The 14220-nt window shown below is 67.9% G+C and carries 21 protein-coding genes and 2 pseudogenes; 12 read left to right on the top strand and 11 right to left on the bottom strand.

From position 1 onward, the window contains the following. The first annotated feature begins 76 nt into the window (after positions 1 to 76). Complete coding sequence (locus AB0I98_RS36275) at positions 77 to 382, top strand: transposase (protein ID WP_362949339.1); 306 nt, start codon at positions 77 to 79, stop codon at positions 380 to 382. Further along, on the top strand, positions 274 to 759 hold the full coding sequence (locus tag AB0I98_RS36270) for a transposase (RefSeq protein ID WP_362949383.1): 486 nt from the start codon (positions 274 to 276) through the stop codon (positions 757 to 759). The genes AB0I98_RS36275 and AB0I98_RS36270 overlap by 109 nt, the downstream gene beginning before the upstream one ends. A gap of 66 nt (positions 760 to 825) precedes the next feature. Here the strand turns inward: AB0I98_RS36270 and AB0I98_RS36265 are convergent, their stop codons facing one another. Further along, the gene (locus AB0I98_RS36265; RefSeq protein WP_362949338.1) at positions 826 to 1167 is read right to left on the bottom strand and encodes a VOC family protein; all 342 of its coding nucleotides are present in this window, start codon (positions 1165 to 1167) and stop codon (positions 826 to 828) included. A gap of 227 nt (positions 1168 to 1394) precedes the next feature. Between AB0I98_RS36265 and AB0I98_RS36260 the strand changes: the two genes are divergently transcribed. Then, on the top strand, positions 1395 to 1868 hold the full coding sequence (locus AB0I98_RS36260; RefSeq protein ID WP_362949337.1) for an NUDIX domain-containing protein: 474 nt from the start codon (positions 1395 to 1397) through the stop codon (positions 1866 to 1868). Here the strand turns inward: AB0I98_RS36260 and AB0I98_RS36255 are convergent. Then, a pseudogene (locus AB0I98_RS36255) lies at positions 1840 to 2028 on the bottom strand (transposase); the annotation flags it as partial. The gene AB0I98_RS36260 and the pseudogene AB0I98_RS36255 sit on opposite strands and share 29 nt — an antisense overlap. 141 nt (positions 2029 to 2169) lie before the next feature. On the opposite strand from AB0I98_RS36255, the gene AB0I98_RS36250 reads away from it, so the two are divergent. Then, a complete protein-coding gene (locus AB0I98_RS36250) occupies positions 2170 to 3000 on the top strand; it encodes a transglutaminase-like domain-containing protein (RefSeq protein WP_362949335.1) in 831 nt (276 codons plus the stop codon). Between the two features lie 54 nt (positions 3001 to 3054). Here AB0I98_RS36250 and AB0I98_RS36245 read toward each other — a convergent pair. Together AB0I98_RS36245 and AB0I98_RS36240 are read right to left on the bottom strand one after the other, a co-directional pair. Beyond that, positions 3055 to 3159 (bottom strand): annotated as a pseudogene (locus AB0I98_RS36245) (AAA family ATPase); the annotation flags it as partial. Positions 3160 to 3519: 360 nt separating this feature from the next. After that, positions 3520 to 3747 (bottom strand): hypothetical protein, encoded by a 228-nt coding sequence (locus AB0I98_RS36240; RefSeq protein ID WP_362949334.1) that lies wholly within the window; start codon positions 3745 to 3747, stop codon positions 3520 to 3522. 108 nt (positions 3748 to 3855) lie between these two features. On the opposite strand from AB0I98_RS36240, the gene AB0I98_RS36235 reads away from it, so the two are divergent. Further along, positions 3856 to 4590 carry an ASCH domain-containing protein gene (locus tag AB0I98_RS36235; RefSeq protein WP_362949332.1) on the top strand — a complete coding sequence of 245 codons (735 nt, stop codon included), beginning with the start codon at positions 3856 to 3858 and terminating at the stop codon, positions 4588 to 4590. Positions 4591 to 4609: 19 nt separating this feature from the next. On the opposite strand, the gene AB0I98_RS36230 is transcribed toward AB0I98_RS36235, so the two are convergent. The 5 genes from AB0I98_RS36230 to AB0I98_RS36210 form a co-directional block, all read right to left on the bottom strand. Further along, positions 4610 to 4834, bottom strand: a complete 225-nt coding sequence (locus AB0I98_RS36230; RefSeq protein WP_362949330.1) for a hypothetical protein — start codon at positions 4832 to 4834, stop codon at positions 4610 to 4612. Positions 4835 to 5112: 278 nt separating this feature from the next. After that, positions 5113 to 5259, bottom strand: coding sequence for a hypothetical protein (locus tag AB0I98_RS36225; protein WP_362949328.1), 147 nt, complete (start codon positions 5257 to 5259; stop codon positions 5113 to 5115). Next, positions 5235 to 5684, bottom strand: a complete 450-nt coding sequence (locus AB0I98_RS36220; protein WP_362949326.1) for a Scr1 family TA system antitoxin-like transcriptional regulator — start codon at positions 5682 to 5684, stop codon at positions 5235 to 5237. The genes AB0I98_RS36225 and AB0I98_RS36220 overlap by 25 nt, the downstream gene beginning before the upstream one ends. 75 nt (positions 5685 to 5759) lie before the next feature. After that, positions 5760 to 5987, bottom strand: a complete 228-nt coding sequence (locus tag AB0I98_RS36215) for a hypothetical protein (RefSeq protein WP_362949324.1) — start codon at positions 5985 to 5987, stop codon at positions 5760 to 5762. 284 nt (positions 5988 to 6271) lie between these two features. Beyond that, complete coding sequence (locus tag AB0I98_RS36210; protein ID WP_362949323.1) at positions 6272 to 6628, bottom strand: hypothetical protein; 357 nt, start codon at positions 6626 to 6628, stop codon at positions 6272 to 6274. Positions 6629 to 6834: 206 nt separating this feature from the next. Here AB0I98_RS36210 and AB0I98_RS36205 point away from each other — a divergent pair, with 206 nt between their 5' ends. Next, entirely contained in the window at positions 6835 to 7059 is a 225-nt protein-coding gene (locus AB0I98_RS36205) for a hypothetical protein (RefSeq protein ID WP_210575728.1), read from the top strand. A 99-nt stretch (positions 7060 to 7158) separates the two neighbouring features. Here AB0I98_RS36205 and dapA read toward each other — a convergent pair whose 3' ends face one another. Beyond that, a complete protein-coding gene (gene dapA, locus AB0I98_RS36200; protein WP_362949321.1) occupies positions 7159 to 8055 on the bottom strand; it encodes a 4-hydroxy-tetrahydrodipicolinate synthase in 897 nt (298 codons plus the stop codon). Between the two features lie 143 nt (positions 8056 to 8198). Between dapA and AB0I98_RS36195 the strand changes: the two genes are divergently transcribed. From AB0I98_RS36195 to AB0I98_RS36170, 6 genes are all read left to right on the top strand, one after another. Next, a complete protein-coding gene (locus AB0I98_RS36195) occupies positions 8199 to 8375 on the top strand; it encodes a hypothetical protein (protein WP_362949388.1) in 177 nt (58 codons plus the stop codon). Beyond that, on the top strand, positions 8372 to 9049 hold the full coding sequence (locus AB0I98_RS36190; protein ID WP_362949319.1) for a hypothetical protein: 678 nt from the start codon (positions 8372 to 8374) through the stop codon (positions 9047 to 9049). The genes AB0I98_RS36195 and AB0I98_RS36190 overlap by 4 nt, the downstream gene beginning before the upstream one ends. A 65-nt stretch (positions 9050 to 9114) precedes the next feature. After that, positions 9115 to 9474: a DUF3618 domain-containing protein gene (locus AB0I98_RS36185; RefSeq protein WP_362949317.1), complete on the top strand. Its 360-nt coding sequence runs from the start codon at positions 9115 to 9117 to the stop codon at positions 9472 to 9474. A 444-nt stretch (positions 9475 to 9918) separates the two neighbouring features. Continuing rightward, entirely contained in the window at positions 9919 to 10620 is a 702-nt protein-coding gene (locus AB0I98_RS36180) for an antibiotic biosynthesis monooxygenase (RefSeq protein ID WP_362949315.1), read from the top strand. 85 nt (positions 10621 to 10705) lie between these two features. Beyond that, positions 10706 to 11311 carry a helix-turn-helix domain-containing protein gene (locus tag AB0I98_RS36175; RefSeq protein ID WP_362949313.1) on the top strand — a complete coding sequence of 202 codons (606 nt, stop codon included), beginning with the start codon at positions 10706 to 10708 and terminating at the stop codon, positions 11309 to 11311. Positions 11312 to 11324: 13 nt separating this feature from the next. Next, on the top strand, positions 11325 to 12068 hold the full coding sequence (locus AB0I98_RS36170) for an SRPBCC domain-containing protein (protein ID WP_362949312.1): 744 nt from the start codon (positions 11325 to 11327) through the stop codon (positions 12066 to 12068). A 10-nt stretch (positions 12069 to 12078) separates the two neighbouring features. On the opposite strand, the gene AB0I98_RS36165 is transcribed toward AB0I98_RS36170, so the two are convergent. Continuing rightward, positions 12079 to 13905 (bottom strand): endonuclease/exonuclease/phosphatase family protein, encoded by a 1827-nt coding sequence (locus AB0I98_RS36165; protein WP_362949310.1) that lies wholly within the window; start codon positions 13903 to 13905, stop codon positions 12079 to 12081. Between the last annotated feature and the right edge of the window lie 315 nt (positions 13906 to 14220).

The raw sequence follows: 14220 nt of genomic DNA, 5'->3' as shown, positions 1-14220 counted from the left end.
GCTGAGGTGTGCTGGTCAAGCGTGACCGGTAGGACGATTCCGCCGTTCCTGAGGTGTGGGGAATCGGCCGTGGATCGTGGATGACCGGTTGTGTCTGCAGGGCATCTTGTACGTGCTCTACAACGACGTGAGCTGGCAACTGCTGCCGCTGGAGCTGGGGTTCGGCTCGGGGCAGACCTGCTGGCGCCGACTCGGGCGGTGGCATGAGGCCGGCGTCTTCGACAAGCTGCACCGCATACTGCTCGCCGAGCTGCACGCGGCCGACGAACTGGACTGGACCCGGGCCTGCGCGGATGCCTCCCACATCCGCGCGAAAAAGGGGGCGAGGCCACCGGCCCGTCGCCGGTCGACCGCGGGAAGACGGTCAGTAAGCACCATCTGATCTGCGACGGCAGAGGCACCCCGTTCAAGGTCATCACCGCGGCCAACGTCAACGACGTCACGCAGACCCTGGCCCTGGTCGACGGCGTGCCGCCCGTGGCCGGCAAACCCGGCCGACCGCGCAGGCGTCCGGACGCCCTCCTCGGTGACAAGGGCCACGACGGCAACCCCAACCGGCGTGAGCTGCACAGGCGCCGGATCCTGCCGGTGATCTCCCGCAAGGGCGCCCCGAACATCAAGGGCCTGGGCAAGCTCCGCTACGTCGTCGAGCAGACCTTCTCGCTCCTGCACCACTTCAAACGACTAGCGGCCCGCTGGGAAAGACGCCTCGACCTGCACGACGCACTCGTCTCCCTGGCCTGTGGCCTCATCTGCTGAAGACGCCTCAAGAAGACACGCGCCTGCGTCACGATGAGCACATAGCGGACCGCAAGCAGGCTGTGGTCAGCGCGGCGCGCCACCGAACCCGATCTCGTTCCCGTCGGGATCACGGTACGTGGCCTTGCGCACGCCGTTCTCGTAGGTCTCCCGCTTCGCGGGCTCAAGTCCCCGACCGGAGATCTGACTGATGAGGGTGTCGAAGTCGTCGACGAAGATGGTGTGCATCGCATGACCCGCGTGCTCGGGTAGGTGCTCGATCGCCACCGACCGGTGTTCTGCCAGTTCCCACACGGCCTCGGTGTCGCTCGCAACGAACGTAGGTGGAGAGCCGAAGAGTCGTTCGTACCAGTCCAGCGCCGATGCGTAGTCGTTGACCGGGATGCCTGCGAATAGGTCGATGGACATGCCGCCATGGTAGGTCCGCTGACTCCATCAAGTCTCGACGCCGATCACCCCCACCTACAGCGAGCCACAAGATCGTGTTACGAGTTCTAACGGAACGCGACTGTTGATCTGCGCCGAATTGCAGCCCGACCTCTTCGTCCCGAAGCAACTTGGAAGTCGTCTCAGTTGGTCATCCGTCGGTGGAAGATGAGTAGAGAACCTGCCCCGCCGTCGACCCAGGGATCGCGATGGCTGCCCCGCTGAACTGGCCGGTCTCGGTCAAGGCCGTGACCCTGGACGCCCGTCGGCGCGTGCTGCTGCTGCAGAACGAGCGCGAGGAATGGGAGCTGCCCGGCGGTCGGCTGGAGCCGTCCGATGCAACGCCAGAAGCCGCCCTGGAACGCGAGTTGGAGGAAGAGACCGGCTGGACGGTCAAGGCCGGGCCGCTGCTGGATGTGTGGATCTACCAGCCGTTGCCGCAGGCGCTTCCTGAGCGCCGGGTGGTCATCGTCACCTATGGCTGCGACGTGCTTACCCCCGCGGTGGCACCCGTCGTCAGTCACGAGCACAAGCAGATCGGCCTCTTCGCGGCTGAGGAGGTGGCTGGCCTGCGCATGCCAGACGGCTACAAGCGTTCGATCGCCGACTGGTACGCCCGCACCCAGCTCGCCAGCAGAGCCGGGCTGGAGGTCGTCACACCATGGTGCAGCGAAAGCAGCTGAGGGTGCCGGCGATGCCGACGAAGGCGAGGAAGTGCTCCGCCTTACGCTCGTATCGGCGGTGCAGGCGTCGACATCCGTTGAGCCAGGACATGGTGCGCTCGATCACCCAACGGCGCCGCCCCAGGCGGCCGGCGGTCTCCTTCTGATTGTGTCGGTGGGAAGCAGCAACGTCTGACGGTGAGTTCTGGGAACGCTTGAGCGTGCTTGGCGGCAGAAATGTCGGCGAGTTCCAGCAACACCTTGGATCCGGCGGGGGCTGCGCGGGGCCGGATGTCAGACCCGCCGCATACCATGCCCGGTTATGGCCGATGACGCGCTCGACTACTCCCAGCCCGGACCCTTCACGAGCCTGGACGCGACGCAGCTCCAGCTCATCGAGAGCCTGCCGGACGACCCTGTCGGTATTTGCGCCGCCGCGCAGGGCCTGGTCATTCAGCCCGCGGACGCCGCCGCGTTAGGGATCGGTGAGGCGCGGCTCGCGGAGAAGAACATCCGGCCGGTCAGCGAGCTGATCGCCGCCCTGATCGCCCTCGATCCGTCCCCGCTGCAGGAGGCTCGCGCCCCTGAGACACGGGTGATCGGAACCTGCCGGCACTTCGCCACGATCGCCTGTGCATTCCTGCGAGCGAGGGGCATACCGTCGCGGGCCCGGTGCGGCTTCGGGACCTACTTCCTGGAGGGCTGCGGCGTCGACCACTGGATCACCGAGTACTGGGACGCCGACCAGCGGCGCTGGGTGCGCGTCGACACTGAACACCTTGACAAGACGTATGTCGAGCGTCCCGAGGATCTCGCTGTGGGCGAGTTCCTGACCGGCGGCGAGGCATGGATTCAGTATCGCCAAGGGGTGGTCGACGGCCAGAAGTTCGGGGTGGCCGGGGTCGATTTCGCCTGGGGACCGGCCGAGATCAGCGGCAACGCTGTCCGCGACCTCGCGGCACTCTGCAAGCAGGAAATGCTGAACTGGGATGAATGGGGCCGCATGACCGATGCCTATCAGGGTAAGACGGGGCCCGACTATGACCGGCTCATCGACGAGGTCGCCGATGCCTGCTCCAAAGACGATCCGCTGGCCCTGACCAGCTTGTTCGCCCGGGAAGACCTGGTCGTTCCCCACGACATGCTCGGATGACCAGATCGGGGACTGGCAGCGGGGGCGCCGGCCACCGCGCCAGTCCCCACCTGCTCAGGTCGTGGCGGCCTCTGCCTTGGCCCTGGTCTGGGCGAGGCGGTAGGAGTCGGTGCAGGTCTCGATGATCGTGCCGTTGAAGGTGAGCCGGTCGACGATGGCGGTGTGGTCCAGCACCAGCCGTTCCCCGCCTTTGGCGATCAGCCGTTCGTGCCGGGCGATCTTCGTGCTTCCATCGTAGACGACCAGATCGTTGGCGTGCAGCACGCACGGCCCGCACTCGGCGGCCGATGAAGCGCACTGGCACCGAGTAGCTGTTGGTGCGCACCGAGATCCGGCTGTGCCTGTCCACCCGCAGCGCGAAGGTGCGGCTGGTGTCGAACGGTTCCTGCGGTAACGGCTTCAACAGGGGCTGTTCGACGGCGAAGTACTCGCCGACGGTGCGCGGCCGCATCCGGATGCGGCGGTCGTCGTCCTCCTCGTCCCACTGGTCGACCAGCACGTTCAGCTCGGCCAGAGAGTTCACCTCGGGCACGGGGACAGACGGTTGCGGCGGAAGTAGCCCACATCACCTTCCACCCCGCCCTTCTCATGGGCGCCGGCAATCCCGGGGCGGCAGTAGAAGCTCTCAACACCGAAGTGCTCGCGGAAGAGGATCCACCGTTCGTTCTCCCGCCTTTCCCGGGCGAACCCAATCACTTTGGCGACCGCGGCCTTCAGGTTGTCGTAGCGGACCCTGCCGGTCGGCACGCCTCTAATATGCGGGTCTTGATGTCAAGCCACCGACCACGCTGAGGATGAGGCCCATCAGAACAAATGTGTCGAGGAGTCCGGCTGGGCCGATCTAGGGTCGGCGCCATGGTCTTCATGAAGCTCTTCGACTCCGAGCGCCGCGTCATCGAGGCTGCGGAACGGCTCGCTACTGCCCTTGGGAGCGATCCGAACCACACTGTGGCCGCAGCGGCGATGGACACGGCCGGCAGGATCCATGAGGCGGTCAACGTCTACCACTTCACCGGCGGACCGTGCGCCGAGCTCGTCGTACTCGGTGCCGCCGCAGCAGCGGGAGCCGGCCCGCTCGTCACTATCGCCGCTGCGGGAGATCAAGGTCGCGGTCTCATCCCGCCGTGCGGCCGTTGCCGCCAAGCGCTTCTCGACCTCCATCCCGACGTCTTTGTCGCCGTACCGACCGACGACGGGCCGACACTGCGCCCGATTCGAAAGCTTCTGCCGGACACCTACTTCTTCCCCGATGCGGATGCGCATCGAATTGTTCGGTTCAACAAGCGCTACTACGACGACATCGCCGCCGCGCGGAAGACCTCTACCGTCCGCTATGACGATCCGATCGCATTGGGTCCCGCGATCTTTCTCTTCGAGGACGACGAAGTCCACCGCACGTTGAAGGGCACCGTCACTGGCGTCGAACGCCACCGGCTCGATCGCCTCACCGCCGAACAAGCTCGGCTCGATGGATTCACGAGCATCGACGAGCTCAAGAAGGGCCTCCAGGGCCACTATCCCGGATTGCCCTCCGATGCCGAAGTCGAATTTGTGACGTTTACCGTCGAAGCGTCTGACGCCGTGCAGTGAGGCGGTCTTGTCGGCTGGGCTACTCAACGGGCTCGGGCTCGGCCGGAGTCCCCATGGCCTCGGCGATGCGCTCGGCCGCGTCCGCGCGGATCATGCCCAGGTGTACGTATGGCTTGCCGCTGTGGGTCACCATCGGCCGCACACTGCCCCACACGCTTTCGGGGAGGCCGAGACCGACCAGGGCTGCCCTGATCGCCTCCGCTGCGTCTGTGGCCTGCTTGCGGCGATTTCGATACGTCTGCATGTCCATCATCGGTGAACCCCGGAACTGTGGTCCCTGATCTCTGTGGCGTGCCTCGCGGCCCTTGTGATGTTCCCGTTGTCTTTGGCGGCGTTGAGCTGTTTCCAGTTGGCGGCGCAGACTTCGCAGCCCGGCGCGGGTGCACAGTCCAGCAGCCAGGCGTTGAAGCCGGTCGGCAGCTCTACGGGGCACGGGTCGGGGTACGTCTGTCGCCTCATAAGTCCCAGGCTGGGCGCGGCAGTGACCTTGGGTCCATGAACTTGTACGGACTTGCGGGGCGATCAACCAAAGGCGTCGATCGCGGTGGTGATGAGTGAACGGGCCTGGGTTCCGTACACGGCGATGGCGGACAGTTCGGCAAACGCCTTCGCGTACTCCGCGATCTCGCCGGGCTGCGTGACGGTCAGGTGTGCGGAGACGAGATCCACGTTGACCTGTGAGTCGTCGTACATGGTGAACGACTCGACAGGCCATCCGGCGCCACGCGGCGTGCCGAGGGGATGATGCCCACGCTCACCGAGGGCAGCGAGGCGACAGAGATGAGGTGGTCCAGCGCCCCGGCCATGGTGTTGTCGCCGATGACCGTGCGCAGCACCCGCTCCTCGACGAGCATCGCGAATCGATGGTCGCCGGAGTGGAGGATGCGCTGCCGGTCCATCCGCACGGCGACGGCGTCGTCGATGTCGTCCGGCACGTCTCGGAGGTGGGCCACGGTGCTCAGCACGGCACGCGTGTAGGCGGCCGACTGAAGCAGGCCGGGGATCACCCAGGACTGGTAGGCACGGAAGCGGCGCGTGCGCTCGAACAGCGGCGCCACAGACTGCTGGACGCGCGTCAGGCCCGCCCGCTCCATTCGGCGCCTCTGGACGTGTACTCGTCGCGCATTTCCAGATGGACGGCGGAACGGGTGCAGTGGCGCAGCCGGTCCTCAAGAGTCGGCACCGCCACCGCCGTTCACCTCCGGGAAGAACTGCACCATGCGCTTCGGGATCTCGATCACGTCCTCGTGGCCGGGCAGGTCCAGCTGCCTGCGCCGGGCTTCGTCGACCACCTTCCAGCCCTGTACGAGATAGGTGCCCTTCTCGTCGTCCAGGTAGACGGTGGGCGACTTGCCGTCGGGGCTCTCCGGGTCCTGGCCGAGCCTGATCAGAGCCATCGCTGTCTTCTCGCGTCGTCGGAGCATCCGTGCCCGATCTTGCGCCCAATGCCACGCGGAGGCCAGGAACTTGCAGGAACTTGCGCAAGGAGAGAGATCCACGACGGCATCGTCTGGCTGCGCTCCTGATCGGTCACTTGTCGGACCAGGCACGCCGACGGGCCAGCAACTCGGGGAAGGGCTGCCGTGGTGTGCAGCCGCCTACTCGATCAAGGTTCTGACGTGCTGAGCCGTCGGCAGTTGTCGGCGTCAGCAGTTCGACCGGGTGATCGTTCCGACCATGGTCAGCTCTGTCGGCGGGGCTCTTCCAGGGGGTCTTCGGAGGGATCTTTCAGGAAGTCTGGGGTGAACCAGTCGCGGGACGACCGAGGTACTGAGAGCAAAAGGATCATCGTGATCCCGCCGTAGACCACGAATCCCTGCATGATTGCCACGACCCTGGCTCCACGGTTGCCTTGCCACAGGCCTAGGGCTGTCATGCCAGGTAGGAACCCCAGAAGGACGAACAAGAGTATGGCTGGGTCGCCCTTGGTCAGGGCTCCGACCACACTCATGAGGAGAAGGAAGACGGCCGGCAGGGCCCAGAGCACAACCGCTGCGATGACCGGTGCGGGTGGTCTCTTTCTCTCATCTACGGACACCCGACGGAAGGTATCGGCACAGGCGCGGGACCGGTCCCGTATCGCAGCCGTCCTCAACCCCAACTGAACCCACCCGTACGGGTGCACACCCCGCCCTCGCAGCGCACGATCGGGTTACTCCGCGTGACCTGATCAAGGTTTAGGCAGATGAACGGGTGGACGCAGCGTCCGATCAACTGCCGAACCGTGTAACAAGGGACTGAGCGATGACGAACGAGCGGGCGAGGACCGTGGCACGGCTGCTGACCGGGGCGGTCACCGCGGTGATGGTGTGCTGGCTCCCGGCGGGTGCCGCGCACGCCGACGAGACCAATACGGCCTCGCACAACGGCCCCCGGGTCGGCCTGATCAACGTCGGCCAGGTGGACGACCCGATGGAGGACGTACTGGAGCACTTCCTGTTGTTCGGCGACGGCTACCGCTGGGGCTGACTCCGGTAGTACCAACCCGTAGCCGGTCCGTGCCCGTGCCGGTACAAGGCCCGGGGGCCGTACCGCAGCCATGCGGCACGGCCCCCGGGCCTTTCCGCTTCAGCCGGCAGCCACCAACTCCTCGTACGCCGCCAGCAGTCCGTCGACCGCCTCCCGGCCGGCGGGTCGCAGCGGGGCGCGGACCGGGCCCGCGGGCAGGCCCAGTTCGGTGAGCAGGGCCTTCGTCGTGACCGTGCCGGGTAGGCCGGCCGACATCATCAACTCGATGAGCGGAGTTGCCCGTTGCTGGCGGCGGGCCGCCTCCGTCGTGTCTCCGGTGTCGAACGCGTCGAGGACGGAGCGGAGTTGGCGGGGGACCGCGTTCGCGACCGTGCTGATGTAGCCCGTCGCGCCCACCGCGTACAGGGCGAGGTTGTGCTCGTCGCAGCCCGCGTAGTACGCCAAGTCCGTGCGGGAGAGGACCTTTTGGGTGCCGAGGAAGTCGTACGAGCAGTCCTTCACTGCCACGACTCGGGGGTGCTCGGCCAGCCGGATCACGGTGTCCGGCTCGATGCGGGTGCCGGTGCGGCCGGGGATGTCGTACAGCACGACCGGCAGTCCGGCGGCGTCCGCGATCTCGCGGAAGTGGGCTTCGACGGCGTCCTGCGGGGGCTTGCTGTAGTAGGGGGCGACAACCAACAGGCCGTCCGCGCCCGCCTTTTCGGCCTCCAGCGCGAGTTCGACCGTGTGCCGGGTGTCGAAAGTGCCGACGCCCGCCACGATCGACGCCCGAGTGCCCACCGCCTCCCGGACCGCCGCGATGAGTGCCGACTTCTCGGCGTCCGTGGTGGTCGGGGACTCGCCCGTCGTACCGGAGAGCACCAGTCCGTCGCAGCCCTCCGAGACCAGCCGCTCAGCGAGCCGCTGCGCGCCGTCGAGGTCTAGCGCGCCCTCCTCGGTGAAGGGCGTGATCATGGCGCAGAGGGCACGGCCGAAGGGGGAGCCGGAAGTCGTCATGGCAGTAGTCTCGGCAGGGGGATCGCGTAGCTCCACTTAATTCTGCTACGAGGTATGGGTAAGGGGTGCTTCGGTATTCGCCGGACGGCCGGCGCACGATCGTCCCAAGGCCCTATGTCCAAGCCCGCCCCTCATGGGTCACCATGGCCCAGACGGTCAACCGACGGCAGGTCATGGGAGGCGTCATGAAGCTCGGCAAGGCACTCGCCACCGGAGTCGCGGAAGAGCGGCCGCTCCACCACGAGGAAGAACTCGAACTCCCCGAAGAGATCACGGAAGTCGAGGCGTCCGCGCCCGAAGAGGTGCCGGCCGCCCGATGAGGCTGCGGCTTCCGGAGGAACGCCCGACGGAGCCGCCGACCGGATACAAGATCGCCCACCCGATGCTGTCCCAGGACGGCACGCGAGCCGGGTTCACCGGTGTGTCGCTGGGCGGCGCGCTGCCGTACGGGGTCCTCGACGAGGCCCGGTGCGTCTACGGACTGCGGCACCGCGCGCCGCACCGCCGTTGCGACTGTGGTTTCCACTGCGTGCATGACCGTACGGCGGCCGAGGCGCTCCTCACCACCGCCGAGCACCGCGCGGCCGTGCTGCTCGAAGTCTCCGTCCTGGGCGCCTACATCCGGTTCGAGCGCGGCTTCCGGTACGCCCGGCAGCGGGTGCGCACCGCGACCGTCGGACCCTGCGCCTGCGGCGCCGTCGCGGCGGCCCTCGCCGACGCCGGCTGGGGCAGGCCCGGCTGGTACGCGCTGGCCCCCTCCTGCGCGGGCTGCGTGCGCGGTCGTACGTCCGTGTCGCTCGCCGGGTTCGCACGGCTGGCCGGGGAGAGGCTGCGGGTGATCGCGGGGAGCGGCGGTACGGGGATCTCGGCGGTCGGCCTCGATGTGCCCGAACTCGTCGCGGAGGCGGCCCTGTTGCAGGCCCGCCTCGACTGGTTCCAGACCCAGCTGGCCAGGCTCGGCGAGCGCGGGACGGGCGGTGGCGGGAAGGGGTAGCGGGGGCAGGTGCGGGTACCCGGGTGTTCCGAAGAGGCAGGGCACCACCCGGGAAAGGCACCACGATGACGGACAGGACAGCACCGGAGGTCACGGGCGGCGGGGCCAAGGGGCCCGAGGAACTGCGGCAGCAGTTCGAACACGCCAGGGGCCGACTCGGCCGTACCGTCGAGGAGTTGGCCGACAAGGCCCACCTGAAGACCCGCGCCGCCGACCTCAAGGACAAGGCCGGCGCGATGACCGTGCAGTTGCGCAGCAGCGCCACCAAGGCCGGCCACACCGTGGAGCACAACGTCCCGCGCCCCGTCGCGAACGTCGTCCAGGCCGGCTTGCGGCACCCCCGGCCGGTCGTCGTCGCCGGGGCCGCCGCGGGCGCGGTGGTCGCGGCGGGCCTGCTGCGGCGTCGCCACAACGGCCACCACTGACTCGCGTCGCGTCAGCTAGCTCCGGTCGTTCCGCCGCGGGGTATCCCACTCCGCCGAGGACGGTGAGATCCGCGCGCTGCGGTGGCGACGACAGCAGCGCGAGGACGTCCTCGGGTGCCGGAGCACCGGCGGTCGGCGGCGCGGCCGGCGCCTGTCCGGCGGATCAGGCTGGCTGCAAGGAATGGTGCCTCATCAGTGCAGGTGAGCGGGGGTGATGGGGGAGCGTGCAGTCGCACGGCAGAGGAGGGAGTCGGCGGCTGACGATAACGCGGCAGGTGCGCCTGCCAGACCCCGCGACGCCGACATGACCCACCGGACAGGCCCTGGTGCCGCCTGCGCGTTTGGGGGAGACGGTAGTGCGCGGGCGGAATCGGCTTGACCTGAAGCTTGGTTGAGGTCGGAGGGTGGTCGGTACAGGCATCGCCCAGCGATCAGGAGACCGACATGACCCGCCGTATCGACGCCCACCCCGACCTCACCCGCCCGGAGGTCGGCGCGCCCTTCTTCAGCACGTGGCGGGTGGGGACGCCCGAGCGGCAGCGGAAGGCCGTCGAGGCGATCGCGGCCACATGGGAACGCCGTCCGTGGCCTGCCCCTGACCTGCTCGGGTACCACGTCTACACGGGCCACGACGGCACCACCCTGATGCACTACTCACAGTGGGCGAGCGAGCAGGCCTACGAGGCTTTCCGGAAGACCCATCGGCAGGAGCGCAACGACGAGATCGACACCGCGGTGCCGGGCATCGAGCGGCTGCACCTCGGCCGGTACCGGCGCTACCGCAGCGGCGTCCGCGACGGCGACGCGCGTATCCCCGGGTGCATTGTGATCGTCGACGTCGAATTCGGGGGACCCGACCCTGACCGGCAGCGCGCCTGGGTGGACGCGGTATTCGACGCGCTGGAGGGCGACGCCCACCCGAACCCCGGCGGGATGTCCGCCCACTTCCACCTGAGCACCGATGGCACCAGGGTCCTCAACTACGCCGAGTGGGAGAGCGCCCAGGCGCATATCGACGCGCTCGCCGCGCCGGGCGACGGGGTCGGCTCGGCCACGGCCCAGTGGCAGCGCGTACAGAGTTGGCCTGGGATGAAGGGCAGCACGGTCAGCCGCTACGACCACGCCCTCGGCCTCATCCCCGACTGACTCGACTGGCTCGACTGGCTCGACTGGCTCCACCGAACACTTCACCCTCCTGGACAAAAAAAGTGTTCGGTGAGACCGTGGACTCATGCTGGACGTGACCGTGATCGAGGACCCCGAGGCCGCAGCCGTATCCCTGGACCCCATCAGGGCCCGGCTGCTCGCCGAGCTGGCGGCCGGACCCGCGTCGGCCGCCATGCTGGCCGGCAAGGTGGGGCTGCCCCGGCAGAAGGTGAACTACCACCTCAAGACGCTGGAGCGGCACGGCCTGGTCGAGCTGGCCGGAGAGCGCCGCAAGGGCAATGTCACCGAGCGGCTGATGCAGGCGACCGCGGCGTCGTACGTCATCTCGCCGCTCGCGCTCGCCTCCGTGCAGCCCGACCCGGACCGCTTCCGGGACCAGCTGTCCGCGCGCTGGCTGCTGGCGCTCGGCGCCCGGCTCGTCCGGGACGTCGGTTCGCTGATCACCGGCGCGGCGAAGGCACGTAAGCGCCTCGCCACGTTCGCGCTGGACGGTGAGGTGCGGTTCGCCTCGGCCGCCGACCGGGCTGCCTTCATCGAGGAGCTCACGGCCGGCGTGAGCGGACTGATCCGCAAGTACGACGCCCCGGACGCCGAGGGCGGCCGCGACCACCGGATCGTCGTGGCCTTCCACCCCACGGTCAAGCCCGAGACCACCCACGAGAGTCAGTGACCAGGAGCGCACCATGTCCAAGGAATTCGAGATCGCCCGCGAATTTGAGGTCGACGCCACGCCCGAGGAGGTGTGGGAGGCCGTCACCGCCGGAACGGGGGGCTGGCTGTGGCCGATGGAGGCGCCCGAGCCGCGTGAGGGCGGCAAGGGCCCCTTCGGCTCCACGATCACCGCCTGGGACCCGCCGCACCGCTACACCAACCGCGTCGAGGACGTCGACGGGATCTCCGAGCAGACCGCCAACCAGCTCGACTACACCATCGAGCCGCGCGACGAGGGCCGTCGCGCCTGGGTGCGGTATGTGCACAGCGGCATCTTCGTCGACGACTGGGACAACCAGTACGACGGCGCCAACCGGCACACCGACTTCTACATGCACACCCTGCGCGAGTACCTCACCCGCTTCCGGGGCCGCCCGCTCACCGCGTTCGCCACCTTCGACGGACCTGAGGCCTCCAAGACCTCCGACGCGCTCGTCACCGTGTGCCGCGCGCTCGGGCTCGCCGACGACACGGCGGAGGGTGAGCGCGTGCGGGTGCGGGGTCCCGAGGGCCAAGTCATCGATGCCGTCGTCGACTTCCGCAACCCGTACTTCCTCGGTCTGCGTACGGACGACGCGCTGATCCGCTTCTTCGGCCGCAACCACTGGGGCTACATGGTCGGCATGTCCGTGCACGACTTCGCCCCGGACGCCGACGCCAAGACGGACGAGGACATGTGGAAGGGCTGGCTGAACGGGGTGTTCAGCCAGCCCTGAGCACACGGTGTTACGGGCGGAACCGCAGGACCTGCGGGTCGTGGTCGCTGATCTGGTCGTTGAACTCCGCGTTGATGTGCACGCTGTCGTACGCGAAGTCGCAGCTGTAGCGGATCGACGGGGAGATCAGGATCTGGTCCAGGACCTGGCTGTTGCCCTGGTAGTCGTAGGTGTAACGCTCGCTCTTCGGCAGCGACTTGATCGCCGACCACAGGGCGCCGTCGGACTCGAGGATCTTCGTGGTGCCGGAGAACTCGAAGTCGTTGATGTCGCCGAGCGTGATCACATCCGCGTTCCGCTGCTTGGTCAGGATGTCCTTGACGAAGGCGTTCACCGCCGTCGCCTGGGCGTGCCGCTGGGTCTCCGAGCTGCGGACCGGCGGCTGGTACTGCGCGGTCAGACCCTGGTCGCCACCCTTGGAGTTGAAGTGGTTGGCGATCAGGAAGACCGACTTCCCACGGAACGTGAACTCGCCCACCAGCGGCTTACGGCTGTTCGCCCAGGCGGTGTTGGAGGGGTCGATACGGCCGGGGGAGGCCGTCAGCTGCGCCCTGCCGTGCACCTTCGTGACGCCGACGGCGGTCGTCGCGTCGCCGCCCGCGCGGTCGGTGAAGGAGACCCGCTCCGGGTTGAACAGGAACACCTGGCGGATGTTGCCGCCGGGCTCGCCGCCGTCCGTGTTGTCGGCCGGGTCGATGGAGCGCCAGTCGTACGTCGGCCCGCCCGCGGCGGCGATCGCGTCGATCAGCTTCCGCATCGTCTGATCGGCGGCCACCGTACCGTCGTTGGTCGCGCCGTTGTTGTCCTGGATCTCCTCCAGGGACAGGATGTCGGGCGACTGGAGGTTGTTCACGATCGCAGCCGCGTGCTCCTCGAAGGAGGAGTCGGACGGGTCGAGGTTCTCGACGTTGTACGTCGCCACCGCCAGCTCGCTCCGGGACTGCTTGCGGGTCGTCTCCCGCTCCAGACCGCCGCTCTTCAGCGTGCCGATCTCATTGGCGACCAGTGTGTAGCCGCCGAACTGGTTGTAGTCCAGCGGGCCGGAGGTGGCACCGGTGAGGGTGTCACCCACATTCGCGGCCGGGAAGTCGGCGACCTTGCCGAGCGACTGGATCTGCAGCCGGCCGGTGTTCTGCGAGGTGTACGAGCCGTAGACCGTGCCGCCGCGGTGGTTGCGGTTCTCCCACGGCTTCACCGTCACCCACAGCTGGGTGAACCGGTCGCTTGCGCCGACCACGCGGGTGTCGGAGACCTGGACGTTCATGCCCTCCAGGGACTCGTAGCGGTCCAGGGCGTACGCCGACGGCTGGAGCGGCAGGCTGTTGACCGAACCGTTCGCGGCGGTGTCGCCGGCCGGGGCGTAGGCAGCGGGCACCGACTTCGCGTCGATCTTCGTCGCGGCCGGGAGCGCGTTGCCGCTGGAGACGACGGTGATCGTCGGGCGGGTGATCTCGGTCAGCGACTGGTTGCCGGACGACGTGCCACCCGGGACGTACTCGGCGATGGTGCCCGAGACCGTGACCGAGTCGCCGACGGCGACCTTCGGGGCGGAGCTGGTGAAGACGAAGACGCCCTCACTCGTGGCCGGGTTGTCGTCCGCGCTCTGATCCTGGATCCAGAAGCCTTTGGACGAGCCGTAGGTGCGTACGCCGGTGACGATTCCGGCCACGTCCGTGACCGTCTTTCCGGCGTACGGGGATATTCGGGTGCTGCCCTGAATGTCATGAATGCGCACGGTGTCCGCGTGCGCGGGAGTGGTCAGGGCGATGGTGGACGCCGCGGAACAGACGGCGGCGACGGTGAGCGCGGCGAGGCGCGTGGAACTCCTGCTCGGCAAGGGATCCCTCCGGGGACGTACGTGGGCGCCGGGACGAGAGTGGTGCGAGGTGGCGCGAGGTAGTGCGAGGTGGAGCCATGTGGTGCGGGAGTGGCGCATGAGGCGCGTATGACGCGCGTAGAAAAGAGTGAACAACCCAGGAAAGAGTGAACAGTTGTCCCCCCGCTTTCTACGCGCGTCAATCTCCTGCCTGATCACGCCAGTTGTCAAGGTTTCAGCCATGTACAGGGCTTGACCGGGAGATGAACCGGGCGGCATGGGTGTAAATCCGTCTACGCTGAGCCTCTAAGTGGTAGAACGCGCCCGAGGAGAACC

It is taken from the genome of Streptomyces sp. NPDC050211 (genome assembly GCF_040656035.1).
In the GTDB taxonomy this organism is placed as follows: Bacteria; Actinomycetota; Actinomycetes; order Streptomycetales; family Streptomycetaceae; genus Streptomyces.
The sequence above is the reverse complement of the archived record's forward strand: the minus strand, read 5'-3'. Positions and strand labels throughout refer to the sequence as shown.